This is a genomic window from Lysinibacillus sp. CNPSo 3705, from assembly GCF_028674935.1.
Classification (GTDB): domain Bacteria; phylum Bacillota; class Bacilli; order Bacillales_A; family Planococcaceae; genus Lysinibacillus.
Window position 1 is genome coordinate 59953 of record NZ_JAQZSD010000006.1, and the last position, 15506, is coordinate 75458.

The 15506-nt window shown below is 35.4% G+C and carries 21 protein-coding genes; 9 read left to right on the top strand and 12 right to left on the bottom strand.

Annotated features, from left to right (window positions below; genetic code table 11):
• Window positions 1-57: 57 nt before the first annotated feature.
• The 4 genes from PVA17_RS03835 to PVA17_RS03850 form a co-directional block, all read right to left on the bottom strand.
• Window positions 58-189 carry a hypothetical protein gene (locus tag PVA17_RS03835; protein ID WP_274066939.1) on the bottom strand — a complete coding sequence of 44 codons (132 nt, stop codon included), beginning with the start codon at window positions 187-189 and terminating at the stop codon, window positions 58-60.
• A 144-nt stretch (window positions 190-333) separates the two neighbouring features.
• Window positions 334-1599 (bottom strand): MFS transporter, encoded by a 1266-nt coding sequence (locus PVA17_RS03840; RefSeq protein ID WP_274066940.1) that lies wholly within the window; start codon window positions 1597-1599, stop codon window positions 334-336.
• Window positions 1583-1834 carry a hypothetical protein gene (locus tag PVA17_RS03845; RefSeq protein ID WP_274066941.1) on the bottom strand — a complete coding sequence of 84 codons (252 nt, stop codon included), beginning with the start codon at window positions 1832-1834 and terminating at the stop codon, window positions 1583-1585. The genes PVA17_RS03840 and PVA17_RS03845 overlap by 17 nt, the downstream gene beginning before the upstream one ends.
• A 73-nt stretch (window positions 1835-1907) precedes the next feature.
• Window positions 1908-2483: a MarR family winged helix-turn-helix transcriptional regulator gene (locus tag PVA17_RS03850; RefSeq protein ID WP_132359106.1), complete on the bottom strand. Its 576-nt coding sequence runs from the start codon at window positions 2481-2483 to the stop codon at window positions 1908-1910.
• A 346-nt stretch (window positions 2484-2829) separates the two neighbouring features.
• Here PVA17_RS03850 and PVA17_RS25345 point away from each other — a divergent pair, with 346 nt between their 5' ends.
• The 6 genes from PVA17_RS25345 (at window position 2830) to PVA17_RS03875 (ending at window position 7737) form a co-directional block, all read left to right on the top strand.
• Window positions 2830-3204 (top strand): DUF2085 domain-containing protein, encoded by a 375-nt coding sequence (locus PVA17_RS25345; RefSeq protein ID WP_369128045.1) that lies wholly within the window; start codon window positions 2830-2832, stop codon window positions 3202-3204.
• Between the two features lie 11 nt (window positions 3205-3215).
• Window positions 3216-3623: a zinc ribbon domain-containing protein gene (locus PVA17_RS03855; RefSeq protein ID WP_132359108.1), complete on the top strand. Its 408-nt coding sequence runs from the start codon at window positions 3216-3218 to the stop codon at window positions 3621-3623.
• Between the two features lie 20 nt (window positions 3624-3643).
• A complete protein-coding gene (locus PVA17_RS03860) occupies window positions 3644-3946 on the top strand; it encodes a zinc ribbon domain-containing protein (protein ID WP_274066942.1) in 303 nt (100 codons plus the stop codon).
• Between the two features lie 274 nt (window positions 3947-4220).
• On the top strand, window positions 4221-5975 hold the full coding sequence (locus tag PVA17_RS03865) for an ABC transporter ATP-binding protein (protein WP_274066943.1): 1755 nt from the start codon (window positions 4221-4223) through the stop codon (window positions 5973-5975).
• 17 nt (window positions 5976-5992) lie between these two features.
• Window positions 5993-6670: a response regulator transcription factor gene (locus PVA17_RS03870; protein WP_274066944.1), complete on the top strand. Its 678-nt coding sequence runs from the start codon at window positions 5993-5995 to the stop codon at window positions 6668-6670.
• Complete coding sequence (locus PVA17_RS03875) at window positions 6667-7737, top strand: HAMP domain-containing sensor histidine kinase (RefSeq protein WP_274066945.1); 1071 nt, start codon at window positions 6667-6669, stop codon at window positions 7735-7737. The genes PVA17_RS03870 and PVA17_RS03875 overlap by 4 nt, the downstream gene beginning before the upstream one ends.
• 46 nt (window positions 7738-7783) lie before the next feature.
• On the opposite strand, the gene PVA17_RS03880 is transcribed toward PVA17_RS03875, so the two are convergent.
• Window positions 7784-8371: an NAD(P)H-dependent oxidoreductase gene (locus PVA17_RS03880; protein ID WP_274066946.1), complete on the bottom strand. Its 588-nt coding sequence runs from the start codon at window positions 8369-8371 to the stop codon at window positions 7784-7786.
• A 120-nt stretch (window positions 8372-8491) separates the two neighbouring features.
• Between PVA17_RS03880 and PVA17_RS03885 the strand changes: the two genes are divergently transcribed.
• Window positions 8492-8929 (top strand): MarR family winged helix-turn-helix transcriptional regulator, encoded by a 438-nt coding sequence (locus PVA17_RS03885; RefSeq protein WP_274066947.1) that lies wholly within the window; start codon window positions 8492-8494, stop codon window positions 8927-8929.
• A 46-nt stretch (window positions 8930-8975) separates the two neighbouring features.
• Here PVA17_RS03885 and PVA17_RS03890 read toward each other — a convergent pair whose 3' ends face one another.
• Together PVA17_RS03890 and PVA17_RS03895 are read right to left on the bottom strand one after the other, a co-directional pair.
• Window positions 8976-9185, bottom strand: coding sequence for a GNAT family N-acetyltransferase (locus PVA17_RS03890; protein ID WP_337993591.1), 210 nt, complete (start codon window positions 9183-9185; stop codon window positions 8976-8978).
• Window positions 9186-9569: 384 nt separating this feature from the next.
• On the bottom strand, window positions 9570-10433 hold the full coding sequence (locus PVA17_RS03895) for a GNAT family N-acetyltransferase (protein ID WP_274066948.1): 864 nt from the start codon (window positions 10431-10433) through the stop codon (window positions 9570-9572).
• Window positions 10434-10653: 220 nt separating this feature from the next.
• Here PVA17_RS03895 and PVA17_RS03900 point away from each other — a divergent pair, with 220 nt between their 5' ends.
• Window positions 10654-11418 carry a YqcI/YcgG family protein gene (locus tag PVA17_RS03900; protein ID WP_483307999.1) on the top strand — a complete coding sequence of 255 codons (765 nt, stop codon included), beginning with the start codon at window positions 10654-10656 and terminating at the stop codon, window positions 11416-11418.
• Here PVA17_RS03900 and PVA17_RS03905 read toward each other — a convergent pair.
• From PVA17_RS03905 to PVA17_RS03915, 3 genes are read right to left on the bottom strand one after another with little or no spacing between them, the layout of a single operon-like run.
• On the bottom strand, window positions 11415-12740 hold the full coding sequence (locus PVA17_RS03905; RefSeq protein ID WP_274066949.1) for an amino acid permease: 1326 nt from the start codon (window positions 12738-12740) through the stop codon (window positions 11415-11417). The two genes, PVA17_RS03900 and PVA17_RS03905, sit on opposite strands and share 4 nt — an antisense overlap.
• Window positions 12741-12768: 28 nt before the next feature.
• The gene (locus PVA17_RS03910; protein WP_274066950.1) at window positions 12769-13272 is read right to left on the bottom strand and encodes an arginine deiminase family protein; all 504 of its coding nucleotides are present in this window, start codon (window positions 13270-13272) and stop codon (window positions 12769-12771) included.
• Window positions 13273-13283: 11 nt separating this feature from the next.
• Window positions 13284-13694 (bottom strand): hypothetical protein, encoded by a 411-nt coding sequence (locus PVA17_RS03915; RefSeq protein WP_274066951.1) that lies wholly within the window; start codon window positions 13692-13694, stop codon window positions 13284-13286.
• Window positions 13695-13832: 138 nt separating this feature from the next.
• Between PVA17_RS03915 and PVA17_RS03920 the strand changes: the two genes are divergently transcribed.
• On the top strand, window positions 13833-14249 hold the full coding sequence (locus tag PVA17_RS03920; protein ID WP_274066952.1) for an NUDIX hydrolase: 417 nt from the start codon (window positions 13833-13835) through the stop codon (window positions 14247-14249).
• 154 nt (window positions 14250-14403) lie between these two features.
• Here the strand turns inward: PVA17_RS03920 and PVA17_RS03925 are convergent, their stop codons facing one another.
• Together PVA17_RS03925 and PVA17_RS03930 are read right to left on the bottom strand one after the other, a co-directional pair.
• Entirely contained in the window at window positions 14404-14631 is a 228-nt protein-coding gene (locus PVA17_RS03925; RefSeq protein ID WP_274066953.1) for a transcriptional regulator SplA domain-containing protein, read from the bottom strand.
• Between the two features lie 263 nt (window positions 14632-14894).
• The gene (locus PVA17_RS03930) at window positions 14895-15404 is read right to left on the bottom strand and encodes a QueT transporter family protein (RefSeq protein ID WP_132359144.1); all 510 of its coding nucleotides are present in this window, start codon (window positions 15402-15404) and stop codon (window positions 14895-14897) included.
• Between the last annotated feature and the right edge of the window lie 102 nt (window positions 15405-15506).

Here is a 15506-nt window from a genome sequence, read left to right on the forward strand (position 1 = left end):
AACTATAAAGAATAGGGACGATAAACAATGTTAAATAAGTAGATAGTCGGCCTATAACTACAACATAAGGAGAATTTGAGCATTCGAAATAGCTATCGGGATTAATGCACCCATTGTTGCAATTGCTGTCATAAAAATTGGGCGAATACGTACGCCCCCTGCTTCAATTAAAGCTTTTTGCTTGGTCATACTTCCCTAAGCAACACATCTACTTCTTTTATCTACAAAAAAGAGCCCCTTTTGCTGTGCATTAAGAGACTCAAAAGTTAATCATATGAAAATGATTGTCAGTATTTAAAAAAGTAAAACATTGTGCAAAAGATTTCTTATGAATTATTCTGCTACTTCCTCGCTCTTTTCAACGCGTAAAATTCTCTTTGTTGCCATTGCCATCATTACCATGACAATACTAATCATTAAAATAGGAACGTAGACTTTAACACTAAATGCTTCAAATAAAAGGCCATACAATATTTGGCCAATCGGTGCCATACATTGTGAAACGGCGATGATGATAGCCATGACCTTCCCTAAGTTTTCATTAGGCGTTTCTTTTTGAACAAGTGTAATCACATATATTGAAATAACGGTCAAAACCATAGCTATAACAAGCGCACTACCGACAAATAAAGTATAAGACGGATAATATCCTATATGAAGGATGAGTGGCGTAACTGCTAGAGCCATTGGAACAATCAATAAAGCAGTGATAAACACCCAAAAGTATAAATTATTGATACCCATTTTTTTCGCAAAGTACCCCATTGATAAAGCGCCTAAAATTGTAGCAAAATCGATTAATCCCATCCCTATTCCATACAATGTATCACTACTTTGCATTGTAACACGCAGAATAATCGGTACACCTACGACAAACAGCGGTGTTAAAAATAAATTTAATAATGCAGCTAAAATCATACATTTGAATATAAAAGATTTCTTCACTACATAACTAAAGCCTTCTTTCAAATCATTTACAAGCGTCGGAATAATATGTCTATCCTGTTCTCGTTGCATAAATGGTATATGGATAAACATCTCTAATATAGCAGAAAGGAAAAAAAACACACCACTCACTATGACAAGCACTTTTAAGCCTATTAAACCGTAAAGTATTCCGCCTAATACAGGAGCAGCTACATTAGACAATGATTGAATACCATTGACTATTCCATTAGCTTGCTCTAGTTTCTCCTCTTCTACAAGTACCGGAATACTGGCCATGACTGCTGGTGCATACATAGCACTAACAAAGGAAAGAAGCACCATCACAACACCAATAAGCCAAATAGAACTATTACCATAAGCTAGCATTGCAAAGAAAATAAAAACGATTATGCTACTCGTAAAGTCAAAAATCACCATTAAATTGCGTCGATTAAACCTGTCTGCAATTGCTCCTCCTAGCGGTGCTAGTAAAATTGGGATACTCGATATCGCAAATAGTACCGCAAAAAGATCTGCACGTCCTGTAATATCTAGCACATAAAGTGATAAGGCAAACCTTAAAAGCGCAGATCCTAATATCGAAATAATTTGCCCAATCACCATAAGATTAAAATCTTTTGAAAAGCCTTTTCTTTTATTTTGTGATTCCATTCATTTGACCCCTTCCTTTACCATTCATTGCGCCTTTGATTGTAAGAAGAAAGACATTACTAAAAATACTGATAGTACTTAACCAAATGAGCCATTCTATTTGCACATACCAAGACATTATTAGCAATAAGACCCCCACGATAATGGATACATAATTTCCAGTACGATTAATGTTTGATTTCCGATAAAATTTTTCCTTAACCTCAAACGTAGATTTTTTTATTTTACGTTTCATAAAATAAACTTTTTATTGTAACTTCTGCTTAGTATCTTTTGCTTTTTGAGGGTAAAAAAATGTTATAGCTCCTTTAGTCACGGCGTTCTTCATCTCCATATCGTCTTTTTAATAACTCAGTAAAAACTCTCTCTTGGAAGTCTGAAATCTGTTTTGGCTCCTCGATCTCCATATTTACCGTTTCTTCATATCCGTCTAGTTCCTCACCGTCAAAGCGATAGAGTTTTTGTAATAGCTTCCATAATGTTTCAATTTCCTCTGTTGTAAAGTCTTTAAAGATATCTGCTAAAAAGTAAGTAGACTTCTCCGAACAAGCAATTAAAGCTGTTTTTCCCTCTGAGGTAATCTCGACATTGATCGACCTTTTATCTAATTTACTTGGTACCGTTTGGACATATCCTTTTTTCACAAGACTCGTTATTAACTTATTCGCAGTCTGCTTAGTTGTACCAAGCTTTTTGGCGATATTTACGAGTGTTGTATTTTCTACTGGTAAATGCGCAATAGCAATAAGAGCCATATGCTGTCTCGACGTTAATACTTCTAAATATTCATCTCCTTTTATTTGGACTTTATTGACAACTGAAAACAATGTCGCATAACTTTGCTGCATAAAATGCAATTCCTTCAATAAAAGCTGTAAATCCATATGTAGCACCTCGCTATTTAGTCACCATGTTTACTAAATAATACACAATAGCATTATTAACGTCAACATGGTGACTATTGTTTTTTGAATAAATCAAACATCCAATAGACCGACTGTCGGTTTATAATATTATATGGTATTCCTCCAAAAAAAGGAACTTATTTTAAACATTCCCCTTAAAAAAAAAGCTAGAAAAATTTCACGCAGGAACAAATACCTATTAACTTAATCTCTAAATATGTAAAAAGTAATTTTTATCATAGAAGGTACTACCAATATTTCTTTTTATAGTATATTATATTCGGTGTTTCCTTTTATTGAAAAACTTGATTAAATAGGTGATTTCGTGAATCGATATTTTCAACTTTTATTCCTTTGCCATAGATTACCGAGTCGATCTTTTTTTTACAGAGGTGTTCAATTTCCAATTTGCGCACGTTGCACAGGAATTTGTATAGGATATATAATTGGCATTATATTGGCATTATTTAAAATTTTACCCTTTTTTTATGCGCTTATTTTAACAATTCCAATGATTATAGACGGAACGGGGCAATTATTTAATAAATGGCTTAGTACTAATAATCGGCGATTAGTAACGGGAATATTCGGGGGAATAGGCATTGTTTTTATGATTTTACACGCCGCTCTCATATTTTGGAAACTAACTTTGTATCTCTATAAAAAAGGAGAATATATTGGTTCATTAATTTTTAACTAAGGAGACTGAAAATGTTTTGTACATATTGTGCATCCAATCTATCAGAACACGCAGAAATTTGCACAAATTGTGGTGTTAGAAAATTCAAAGTGTATAATTACTGTCATAATTGTGGGAATGAATTAAATGCTTTACAAGAAATGTGTACTTCATGCGGTATTATTTTAAAAAATTCTTCAAAAGGTACTCATCCACTAGTTCCTACATTACTTACATTTCTAATACCTGGTGTAGGCCAAATCATTAATAATCAAATTGGTAAGGGATTTCTTTGCTTATTTATATCTATAATATTCATTATTTTCATTCCTTTTCCTATAGGATTCATTATGGTTGGTATACCCATTTTAATTGATGCTTATTTAATCGGGAAAAAAATATATGAAAGAAAAGCAGTAGGAAAATGGGAATTCTTTTAATTTTAGGAGGTATAATTTAAATGTTTTGTCCACACTGTAGTGAAGAAATTGCAGCACAAGCAGAAATTTGTCCAAAATGTGGTGTTCGTGTACATAATACATCCGAAGAGGATAAACCAAATATAGCTATTAATATCCTTTCCTTTTGTTGTACACCGCTTTTAGGGATTATTATGTATTTTGTATGGAAAAATGATAAGCCTAAAGCAGCTAAATCCGCTTTAGTATGGGCGTTGATTGCAATAGGCTTATATGTAGTATTAATGGTTTTATTTGGAATAATAGGGTTTGTACTTGGTTCTATGGACGAGTATAATTATTAAAAAAAACTAGGAATTAGCTAGTCGACATCTTAGAAAGCGCGGGACATCAATTTTAAAACATTGATTCCTCGCGCTTTTCTGATGTATTTTTTTCCATCCTAAAAATTTACTTATGTCCAGCCTCATTTCATAGTTACTCCTTTATTTAATATAATAACCATACTACCTATCCTCATTATCTCCTCATTTCATATTCAGTTCATATTGACATGCTATAGTTAGTCATAGAAAAGATTCATGTTTTATTGTTGATGAAATCAAAGGAGGATTTACTGTGCAGGAGGCAGCAAAAGATACGACAAAACTGAAGGATTGGCGGCGCTTTATTCGCTTAGTCAAACAGGCTGAACCACCAATATGGCTTTTAATTATTGCATTAATAATGAGTTTAGCAACTACGGGCGTAGGCTTTATCGTTCCGTTATTTACAAAGAAATTAGTCGATGGTTTTTCATTAGCATCCCTTGATTATTGGCAAATACTTTTGTTAGGGATTGCATTTATCGCGCAGGCTATTGCGGGTGGACTTTCCATTTATTATTTAAATCGTGTCGGACATCATGTTGTTGCGAAATTACGAGATCAGCTTTGGAGAAAGCTACTTCATTTACCAATTCCTTATTACGATGAGAACGATACAGGTGAAACATTAAGCCGTGTGACGAATGACACAGCTGTTGTTAAGGATCTCATTACGGAACATCTTGCGAACTGTTTTTCGGGCGTACTATCTATTATTGGATCAATCATCATTCTATTAATCTTAGACTGGAAAATGACCTTAGTCATGCTAATTGCTGTTCCGCTTGCTATGGTTATTTTAATGCTATTAGGAAGACGAATGTTTGTCATTTCAAAAGGGATGCAAGATGAGACAGCAAAATTTACGGCTGTGCTTAATCAAGTTTTACCTGAAACGCGATTAGTAAAAGCGTCAAATGCCGAGAATATTGAATATGAGCGTGGCAAGAAAGGCATTACAAACCTTTTTACGTTTGGCTTAAAAGAGTCTAAAATCCATGCGCTTATTTCGCCTCTCATTTCGTTTGTATTAATGTCAGTCCTTGTGGTCATTATTGGTTACGGCGGTATACGCGTTTCTTCAGGAGAGCTTACAGCAGGCGACATGGTGGCCTTTATTTTGTATTTAATCCAAATTATTATGCCGATGACCCAATTAACGATGTTCTTTACACAGCTTCAAAAAGCAATGGGTGCTACGGGGCGAATTAGTGCATTACTTGAGCATGAGGAAGAACATATTTTCGAAGGACACACAGTAGAAAAAGTGGATCAACCGATTTATGTAAAAAATGTTGACTTTGCTTATGGAGAAGACCTAATTTTATCGAATATTAATTTTACCATTGAACCAGGTCAAGTGACGGCCATCGTAGGACCTAGTGGCGGGGGAAAAACAACAATATTTTCTCTGTTAGAAAGATATTATCATCCTGTTAACGGACGTATTACACTTGGAAAAACCCCTATCAACATGTACTCGCTGCATTCTTGGAGAAGCCAAATCGGCTACGTTGCTCAGGAGAGTGCACTGCTGTCTGGTACCATTCGTGAAAATATTTGCTATGGCATTGACAGAGAAGTGCAGGATGAAGAACTTAATAAAGTTGCTAAAATGGCCTATGCCGATCAATTTATCAATGAATTACCAGAGCAATTTGATACAGAGGTAGGAGAACGAGGCATTAAGCTTTCTGGTGGTCAGCGACAACGAATCTCTATCGCAAGAGCACTTTTGCGTGACCCTCAAATATTAATGCTAGATGAAGCAACATCTAGTCTAGATAGTAAATCGGAAATTTATGTTCAAAAAGCTTTAGATAATTTAATGCAAGGTAGAACAACGCTTGTCATTGCACACCGTCTTTCGACAGTAGTAGATGCAGATCAAATACTTTTTGTGGAAAAAGGACATATTACGGGCAGTGGCACACACGAGTCTCTATTTAAAACGCATAATATGTATCGGGAGTTTGCCAAGCAACAATTACGTATGAAAGAGGAATAACGAAGGGATTTGTTAGCATGACAAAACTATTAGTAGTAGATGATGATGCGCATATTCGGGAATTAGTTAAAGTATTTTTACTAAATGAAGGCTTAGAGGTAATTGAAGCTATGGACGGTGTGGATGCACTGTCCAAATTGGATACTGAAAAGGTGGATATGATTATAATGGATATTATGATGCCTAATATGGATGGCTGGGAATTATGCGAAGAAATACGTTCATTTAATGATAATCTACCTATCTTAATGTTAACTGCAAAGGGAGAAACCTCGCAAAAGGTTAAGGGTTTTCATCTTGGAACAGATGATTATCTTGTTAAACCATTTGAGCCAGCAGAGTTGATTGTCCGTGTGAAATCGATACTTAAAAGATACCATATTTCCCTATCTCAGCTTGTGGAAGCTGGCAATATTAAGTTAAATCGAAATACACATGAAGTCTTGTATAACGGTGAATCTTTAACACTTCGTTTAAAGGAATTTGAACTATTATTTACGTTAGCAAGCTATGCCGGAAAAACTTTTTCACGTGAAAAGTTAATTGAAGAAATTTGGGGATATGATTATGAAGGTGATGAACGGACAGTCGATGTTCATATTAAAAGACTTCGTCAACGTTTCCCCCAAGAAACAAGCGGATTCTCTATTCGTACAATTCGCGGCCTAGGCTATCGATTGGAACTTATTTCATGAAAAGACTAAAAAATTTTTTAAAGCTTTTTTTAACTTTAATGCTTCTTCTTATCATTAGCATCTTCTTTGCTTTTATTTCCTACCACATAACGTCCTGGATTTATGATTGGTTAGGCGAACATCCACAAGGTTTCTGGCTGCAATTATGGACGGTAGTTGGTGTTTTTGTGCTCTTTGCTTGTTCAGCCATCATCACCTTTTTAATAGGGCTAAAAAGACAACGGAACTATTGGAATACGATTGTAAATGCATTAAGCAGGATTGCTAAAGGTGATTTTACTGTTAAATTAGATCTGAAAACAGATGAAGATCAATTTGGTCAATTAATACATGGCATCAACCATATGGCAGTCGAATTAGGTGAAATGGAAAGAATGCGTCAAGAATTTATCTCGAATGTATCTCATGAAATTCAGTCGCCTCTAACATCTATTAACGGCTTTGCTAAAGCATTGAAAAACATTGACCTCCCTGAGGATAAACGACAGCATTATTTAGCCATCATTGAGATGGAAAGTAATCGACTATCAAAAATTAGTGACAATTTACTAAAGCTAACGTCGTTAGAATCACAACACCACCCCTTTGAGCCAAGGCATTACCGACTCGATAAGCAATTACGTAATGTCGTACTAACGCTGGAACCAAATTGGCTAGTCAAAAATATCGACATGGATCTGCAATTAGAAAACATTTCGGTCATGGCTGATGAAGATTTAATGAATCAAGTATGGATGAATTTACTAAGTAACAGCATTAAATTTACTCCAGCTGCTGGTACCATTACGATATCTATGACAAAACAAATGGATGCAATCACTATCAACATTCATGATAACGGTATCGGTTTAACAGTAGAACAACAAAAGCATGTATTCGAAAGATTTTATAAAGCAGACCAATCAAGAACTGCTGACAATGGCGGAAGTGGCTTAGGACTATCTATAGTAAAGAAAATCATCGATATGCATAACGGAACAATTACTGTTGAAAGTATACCAGCTGAATTTACAACGTTTTTTGTAACACTGCCATTAGAAATCAATGAGACTCGTGCAAACGATTAGGAGATTCTTTCTTCATCTGCATGAGTCTATTAGGCAGCTGAACTAACTAGTAAGCTACTTTTCTAAAATATTGATAAACTTTTTCAAGTTTTTTGCTTTGTCCCCCCTTCTTACTTTCCATATTGCCAAATTCAAAAAACTTCACTTGTTTAATACCAACAAAATTAAATAACGCTCTTTTCATTAATATTTTATGCGCATTATTGAGCAATAATAGTGGATATTTTGTTGGCCCTTTCATTGTCGAAATACAGACCACTGATTTTCCTTTTAGAAGCCCCTCAGGAAATAGTCCCTTTTTATCTTTATAGGCAAAATTGGCCGCAAATAATTGATCAATATACCCTAAAAGCATTGCTGGTGGTCTTCCCCACCATATCGGATAAACAAAAACGATTTTATCAGCCCACTTAATTTGTTGACGATATTTCTCTAGCTTCGGATCACGAAACATATCACGACGGCGTTTATGTTCATGAAATACTAAAATTGGGTTAAATTGCTCCTCGTATAAATCTAATACTTGAATCTTATTAATGAGCGGATTGTCATGACAACCCTTAATAGCCTCCTGTAAAAAAGCATAATTTAAACTTTTATGATTGGGATATGTATATATAATTAATGTATTCATCATAAGTCCTCCATTACTTATCATTTGATAATAAATAATAAACCGTCTGAATTTAGTTGTCAAATGATAATTGTTTTGAGATAAGTTTTTTGTTATCTTGTCAGTAAGAGGTGAACCCATTTGGACAAAAAACAATTATTTAATCAGTTCGTAGCTTTTACAACAGCGGTACACCAAGTAACGCACGAACTAACTCAAAATGTTAAAATCGATCATATTACACCAGTTCAATATAAAATTCTAGAATATATAACAGTAAGTCAGCCAGTTACACCTACTGAAATTAGTGATTGCCAGCATATGTCCTTACCTAATACAAGCCGTGAATTACGAAAATTACAGGAAAGAAAGTTTATTAAAAAAATTAGCGATACTGAAGATCGAAGAAAGCACTATGTTTGCCTTACAGAGGATGGAGAAAAAATAATGGGAGAAGCATTTGCCTGTATAGAAGAGCGCTTTCAACAACTTATCCAACATGCATCTAAAGAAGATATAGAGGACATTCATCATGCATTAAACGTTCTTAACGATAAAGTCTTTAACCCAAAATCATAAATAAAAACCTGCATGCTTTTCATTAAGACAAGCATTGCAGGTTCTTTTATTGTTTATTATATTGGCATAGAAAGCGTTCCACACCCGGGTATTTCTCTCCTAGGCTAGTTATGAAAAAACCATAGCATCGATAAAAATCTACAGCCTCATAATCTGTTTCTGCCACAATTGATGGGTACTTACTTGCTATAAAATGAATCATTTTACTGCCAATGCCTTTTCCTCTTTGATCAGCTAATACAGCAATATGCTTAATCTCACACTTTGATCAATTACGCCAAGGCGTAATTGCGTCCGGATTTTGAATTGTGCCCGCACAATTCATTCCTTTAAAAATCCGTGACATCCGCCGGAGGCCTTATCTTCATTCAATAAGTGTTTGGCAGAAAAGAAACACACTTTATTCATCTCGCCATCTTCAGAGGTGGAATACTTCTGTTGAATGAAGATAAACTGATTTGTTCTATCCCAATACAAACGACTATTCACCCCTAACTCCGAAACTATATAATGTCCTATTCGATAAAAGTATATTTTTCATACTCTTGTTGAAATTTTTACCCGAAGTTGCAAAAGAAAGTAGTTTTCTAATAGCTGGTGAAATAGTGTTTGCTTGAACTATATTCATATAACTTTCTCCTTAACTGTAGGTAGCAGGAATGACGACAGCATGACAAGCTTTTTCATAAAATTCGATTGGACCTGCTCCTCCGATAATAGCATATTCATAACCAATTTCGTGCATTTCTTTTAAACAATGATGGAGGAGAGAATATCCTATCCCCTTTACTCGATTAGTTTTAGCTACACCCATCGGGCCAAAATAACATTTTTTATTTTGATAAACGTCAAATCCTGCAAATCCAATAAGATCTCCATGATGATCAAAAGCTACATAGATGGGAGGCGTAGTACTTAAAAAGGCACTGTTAATCGTTTCTGACCATTCTTGCGAAAAATGACTTTCTACAAAATGAAGTAGCTTGCTTTTATCATCGCGATTGACTCTACGAATATTACTAGAAATCGAAACCGGGAATTGATAATTGTGAAGATGTGCAACCATATCCCGCGAAGTCGTACCAAGCTTTAAAATCATTTTCTTGTCTTCTTCTGAAACGAATTCGTCCAGCATATTCGCCCTTATTAACGCTTTAAGTAAGTGACCTTCATTTATATAAACCTGGTTATAGTTTTGCATATAAAAAGTCGCTTGTTCCAATACTGTTAAAACATCATTTGTTATAGGAACGTTAAATAAAGTATGGCTCGTAACTTTCTTGTCTGATTTTAGATCAAGTTCATGCATCAAATTTCTTATAGAAGCTTCATCTATCGTACATTTTAATACTATTTCGCCAAGGACCCCCTCTTTTTCTTTTAGACAAGCAAGTAAAAAATGAATAGGCTGTAACACTTTATGTTGTGAAGAGGCAGCTTCCTTTTCCGCATTCTTAAAGATTCTTAACATACGATTTGTTAATTTTATATTAACTGAATTCATATACTCTCATCCCTTCGTTTCATTTGACCTTAATGATCGAGCTATATGTAATTTTTAATTGTCAGAACTTATCGTATCATTAATTATTTTCTCTATAAATAAAATCCGAACTATTTAGCGGGAATTCCCCTTGTTTTTCAATTTAGAAAAATGCCAATACATCGTCACCCATTTGCTCTTTCTTAAATAGTATAAAGATGTATAGAAGGAGGAGACATAAGTGGAAGCAGCAGTGTTAGACAGGAAGTGGATTGAAGATCATTTTGAAACACTTCCATTATGGCAACAGTCAGCATATACCGACTTCGCTGCCATGGTTGCAGATGAAGCAAATACGTTTCCCTGTATTCCAGCTAGAAAAGGTTTTTTATCGAATGAGCTACGCTATAGTTTTATCGGAGATCCACGACAGGAGCAATCGATCAAGACGTTAGCACGATGCTTAAAAGAATACGATAAGTGTGCTAAAACGTTTGGTAAATATACAACCCATACTATTTTCTTTAAAACCCCTAATGATATGCATAAAAATTTTAATGTTGCAGATTATAGAAATTTATTTTGGTCTATTTTAAACAATTTGACGAAATTCGATGATATCGATTGGCCAACGGAAATTCCAACTGATCCAGCGCATCATGAGTGGGAATTTTGTTTTAACGGTGCGCCTTATTTTGTGTCTTGTGCAACGCCCGCACATAAATTGCGCAAGAGTCGTAATTTTTCTACTTTATTAATGGCATTTCAGCCACGCTGGATATTTGAGGAAATGAACGACACTACTGTCTTTGGTCGCAAGTTAAAAAAGCTTATTCGTCAACGCATTAACGAATACGACGCTATTCCAGCTCATTCTGATTTAAAATGGTATGGGCAAGAAGGTAGTTATGAATGGAAGCAGTATTTTTTAAGTGATGATAATAGTAGTGCATCGAAATGTCCTTTTTTACGGATGCAACATGCTCTTCAGAACAAAGAGCATTAAACATGCTTACTGTGTTTTTGCCTTTTCATGACAATGCAAGTCGCAATTCCTATGATGATGATAAAAAGCAGACTCACGAAAAAACCGAGTCTGCTTGTTTTTTCCCCTAACGTCCCAGACACCGTCACTACTATGAGCAACATCCCGATACCATTCTTCACATGCTCCCACTTTGACAGCTCCATTAGCTTTCTATATGTCACTAATATAAAGAGCCAGTTATAAATTAGCATTAAGCCTGCTGCTGTAACCAAATATTCAAAAATCTTTTCTGGCATAAGAAAGCCAATAATAATAGTGATGATTAAACCACTAGCTAAAAACAGAAATGCAGGAAATGGAATTTTCATCTTCCCTTTTTTCGCCAAAGCCGTTGGCGCATCATGATCCTCTGCCAAAGTAATGAGAATCGTAATAACTGCATATAACGAGGCTACCATTGTTGAAAAACCTGCAATAATTAACACACCATTAAAAATGTCTGCAAAAAAAGGAATGTGATAACCGTTAAGCGCTGTAATGAATGGGCTTTCCTCAATATTAAAGTCCTTCCAAGATACAAGTGCCAAGGCAAGCATAATAGCTATTATAAAAATGACAGTTATAGCAATTATCATGACTTTTCCAGCTTTCGGTGCTTCTTTAGGATTTTTTAAATCAATGACCATTAAACCCATAACTTCAATTCCACCAAATGCATAAAAGGCATATAGCAGCCCAAGCCATAGTCCTTTCACACCTTGCGAGAAAAATTCCCCATAATTTTCATACAATGCATCAAGTGTCGTTGATTCCGAATTAAATCCTTTTATTAGTAAGACAGCCGCTACTATAATAAACATCACAACCGCCGCTGCCTTTAACGCACCAAAAATATTTTGAAATTTTTCAAAGCCCTTCATACCCGTTAGAATAACGGCTAACCCAAGTGCAGCATAAATAGACGCAGCAACCCATAATGGAAGCGCCGGAAACCACAGCTTTGTGAAAATACCAAGCGCCGTCAATTGGCTACCCATAATGAGCATCTCAGAAATCAAGTAAATCCAGCCATTACTAAATCCTGCCCAATTGCCAAAAGCCTGCTTTGCATACGTACGGAATGATCCCTTATCCGGATTATCAACTGACATCTTAACAAGGGCATCATAGACAATATACGTAGCAATGGCCGCTAACAAAAAAGGAATCACAACAGCAGGACCACTCTTATGAATGGCCATACTTGTCCCAAGAAAAAAGCCTGTTCCTAGTGTACAACCTATACCGAGAAGCGAAAGCTGCCACCAAGATAACCTTCCTTTACTTGTTTTAGATGTCATTTTGATCAAGCCTCCTGCCTTTTTTTGGCTACTTTCTTAACAATGGCAATGTCATGCAACGAATGCCACCACCGCCTTTTTCAAGCTCTGTGACATCAATTTCTAGCAAATTTTTCTTTTGTAATAGTGGATGCTTCGTCCAGTGCTGCTTCGTTGCTTGCTTACTAATTAACAGTGTTTCGGGATTAAGATTAATAAAATTGATATCAGGGATTGTCTTATATTTTTCAAGCCAGTAAACATCAAAACCATGGTGATTTAAAAATTGCTCGGCCATTTCAAAACGATGTGTTCGAGTTGTGAACACGTGTACAGGAAAATACCGCATAAAGTTTTTAGCTATTAGCAAATTAGCGTTCGTCACATTGCAATTCATATCTAAATGCAGTGTATCGGAGCGTCTTGGCAAATCAATGATCGCAATTTCCGAAAACCCTTCTTGGAAGATACAATCCTTGATACTTTCCACAGCCTCTAACGTTGTTCTCATCCCAATATTAATAAGTACGGCATCCTTATTTAAAATCAGCACGTCTCCACATTCTAAAGCAGTCGAAGGTTGTTTATCTTTTTTTCCGGAAACCACTTTTCTAATAATGAGTGTGCATGTGGATACTCCGGACGCCTTAGCAAACTACCCACCGCTCCATAGAACATGCTATTTCCTATTACACAGGCTAGATCGCGAACAAAGTATCTATTAATAAGCTGTTCACTCACTGTTTTTACATCAGTTGATAGCTCTTCCGAATAATCAATAACCTTGACACCTGCATTTTCTAGTGTCGTCTTAAATCCCATGAAATTGTCCATTGCTTTTACATGATTAACAGCAGCATCCCATCCTACATTTTCAGCTATTGTTAAATCTGGTACATCGGAAGGTGCACAAAGCATAACAACCTTAAGTTCTTCATGCTCCGAACAACAATTCGGCTGAAATGAGTCCATCATGTATTCCCCCTGTCTTCATGACTATCTTTGTTAGCGTTACCATTGAGATTGGGATTATACAAATCAAAAGAGGATTTTTTTGTTATTTAGACAATTCATATATATAAGGAAAATACAATTTTAGAAATGAGTGGTACTATGGAATACTATAAATTTTTAAGACAATATGTAGGACACCAACCCATTATTTTACCTGGTTCAGTTGTAATAATTCTTAATACCACAAATGAAGTGTTATTACAAAAAAGATACGATGGAGGTTGGGGGCTTCCAGGTGGTTTGATGGAACTAGGAGAAAGCTTAGAAGATACCGCAAGAAGAGAAGTGTTAGAAGAGACAGGTTTAATTATAGAGGACCTAAAGTTATTAGGTATTTTTTCAGGTCCAGAATATTATCTTAAAGTTTCAAATGGGGATGAATTTTACTCAGTTACGGCAGTCTATTATACAAGAAATGTTAAAGGCGATTTAGTTATTGATTATAATGAATCAGAAACTATGCAATATTTCTCACTATTCAAATTACCGGATGGATTAGATGGCAGATATATTTAACCATATATAACGCAGTTAATTATAAAATAAGATTTAAAGAGAAAACTTATATGTCTTCTCTCATTAGAGTGTTGAAAAGCTGTTTTAAGTAAAAAATGCTACTTTTTATTTCATGGAAATCAATTCTAAATAAACTGTTTATTCCCAACTTTTATCAATGAAAATATTGGTGATAAGCTTGCTCAGCGTCCGTTTCGCTCGTAAATATTAACATATCATCTGTTAGCGGGTAATACGTCTCAAAGAGAAGTAGCGCTAGCTCCTTTGGATTATCTGGATTGTTCACTACTGCAGCTTCCTGTATGTTTACTACTTGCTGAATAGATGGATATTGATAAAAAATGAAAACTATATCCCCTGCCCTATATTGCTGTTGTTTCATTCCATCACCTTCCTATGCCTTTCTTCTAGTTTGGTGTAAGAAGAGATTAATTATCATTAAGTTTAAAAATTATTTAATTGCAAATAAAGCTCTTTAAATCAAAAGTGGCGGCAGATTCTTTTACATTATGGAACGCCTCCGTTTCATAATGTAGCTTTGTGCCAGATGGGGATGGCGCTTCGCCGACTGATCACCAGCCAGTTTCTCTTATAACATCAAAAAAGCAAGTCACCTTTTAATGATGACTTGCATTACTCTTCAATTTATTTCGTCAAATCAATTTTTTTATGCAATAAATAAATAGTCATACCACCAACAGTCATGGATAGCAACTCCCCAACACCTACAGTAAACCATGTCGCCCAAAAAGGAAAATCATTGAGAATTGTTAATTGTCCTGCAACGGTAAACATTGATACAGCGAAAATCAATGCAGTAATAACCATTTTCATTATATCATTTGTTATATTTTTCGTTACGCTGCGGCAAAGAATTAAAACTAGAAATGTCGCTATTCCACCAATAGGTACATCTAATACCCACGTTGGTGACATGAAATTTGCGAGTACTACTCCTAGCGTCACAGCTAATACATAGCGCTTATTATAGAGGGCCAGGTAGTTAAACATTTCCGACAAACGTAGTTGAACTGCCCCAAAACTAATGACTGACAATAAAACTGTTACTGCCACATATAAAGCTGCAACAAGTGCCGTCTTTGTAAGTTCGGTTACAGAAGCACGGCTGGAATCTTTTACAATAGATGTATGCAATTTTATTCTCCTTTGTAAAATAGCATATCCGCTATTTTAGTAATAACTACGGCCAAAGGAAGAGAGCTTTTCACCCTATCTGAAGTGCCGCAGTGCAAGCTG

Excerpts from the sequence above, each read along its gene's own strand:
- PVA17_RS03835 (WP_274066939.1), bottom strand. The coding sequence starts at position 189 with ATGACCAAGCAAAAAGCTTTAATTGAAGCAGGGGGCGTACGTATTCGC.
- PVA17_RS03840 (WP_274066940.1), bottom strand. The coding sequence starts at position 1,599 with ATGGAATCACAAAATAAAAGAAAAGGCTTTTCAAAAGATTTTAATCTT.
- PVA17_RS03845 (WP_274066941.1), bottom strand. The coding sequence starts at position 1,834 with ATGAAACGTAAAATAAAAAAATCTACGTTTGAGGTTAAGGAAAAATTT.
- PVA17_RS03850 (WP_132359106.1), bottom strand. The coding sequence starts at position 2,483 with ATGGATTTACAGCTTTTATTGAAGGAATTGCATTTTATGCAGCAAAGT.
- PVA17_RS03855 (WP_132359108.1), top strand. The coding sequence starts at position 3,216 with ATGTTTTGTACATATTGTGCATCCAATCTATCAGAACACGCAGAAATT.
- PVA17_RS03860 (WP_274066942.1), top strand. The coding sequence starts at position 3,644 with ATGTTTTGTCCACACTGTAGTGAAGAAATTGCAGCACAAGCAGAAATT.
- PVA17_RS03870 (WP_274066944.1), top strand. The coding sequence starts at position 5,993 with ATGACAAAACTATTAGTAGTAGATGATGATGCGCATATTCGGGAATTA.
- PVA17_RS03875 (WP_274066945.1), top strand. The coding sequence starts at position 6,667 with ATGAAAAGACTAAAAAATTTTTTAAAGCTTTTTTTAACTTTAATGCTT.
- PVA17_RS03880 (WP_274066946.1), bottom strand. The coding sequence starts at position 8,371 with ATGAATACATTAATTATATATACATATCCCAATCATAAAAGTTTAAAT.
- PVA17_RS03895 (WP_274066948.1), bottom strand. The coding sequence starts at position 10,433 with ATGAATTCAGTTAATATAAAATTAACAAATCGTATGTTAAGAATCTTT.
- PVA17_RS03905 (WP_274066949.1), bottom strand. The coding sequence starts at position 12,740 with ATGACATCTAAAACAAGTAAAGGAAGGTTATCTTGGTGGCAGCTTTCG.
- PVA17_RS03915 (WP_274066951.1), bottom strand. The coding sequence starts at position 13,694 with ATGATGGACTCATTTCAGCCGAATTGTTGTTCGGAGCATGAAGAACTT.
- PVA17_RS03920 (WP_274066952.1), top strand. The coding sequence starts at position 13,833 with ATGGAATACTATAAATTTTTAAGACAATATGTAGGACACCAACCCATT.
- PVA17_RS03925 (WP_274066953.1), bottom strand. The coding sequence starts at position 14,631 with ATGAAACAACAGCAATATAGGGCAGGGGATATAGTTTTCATTTTTTAT.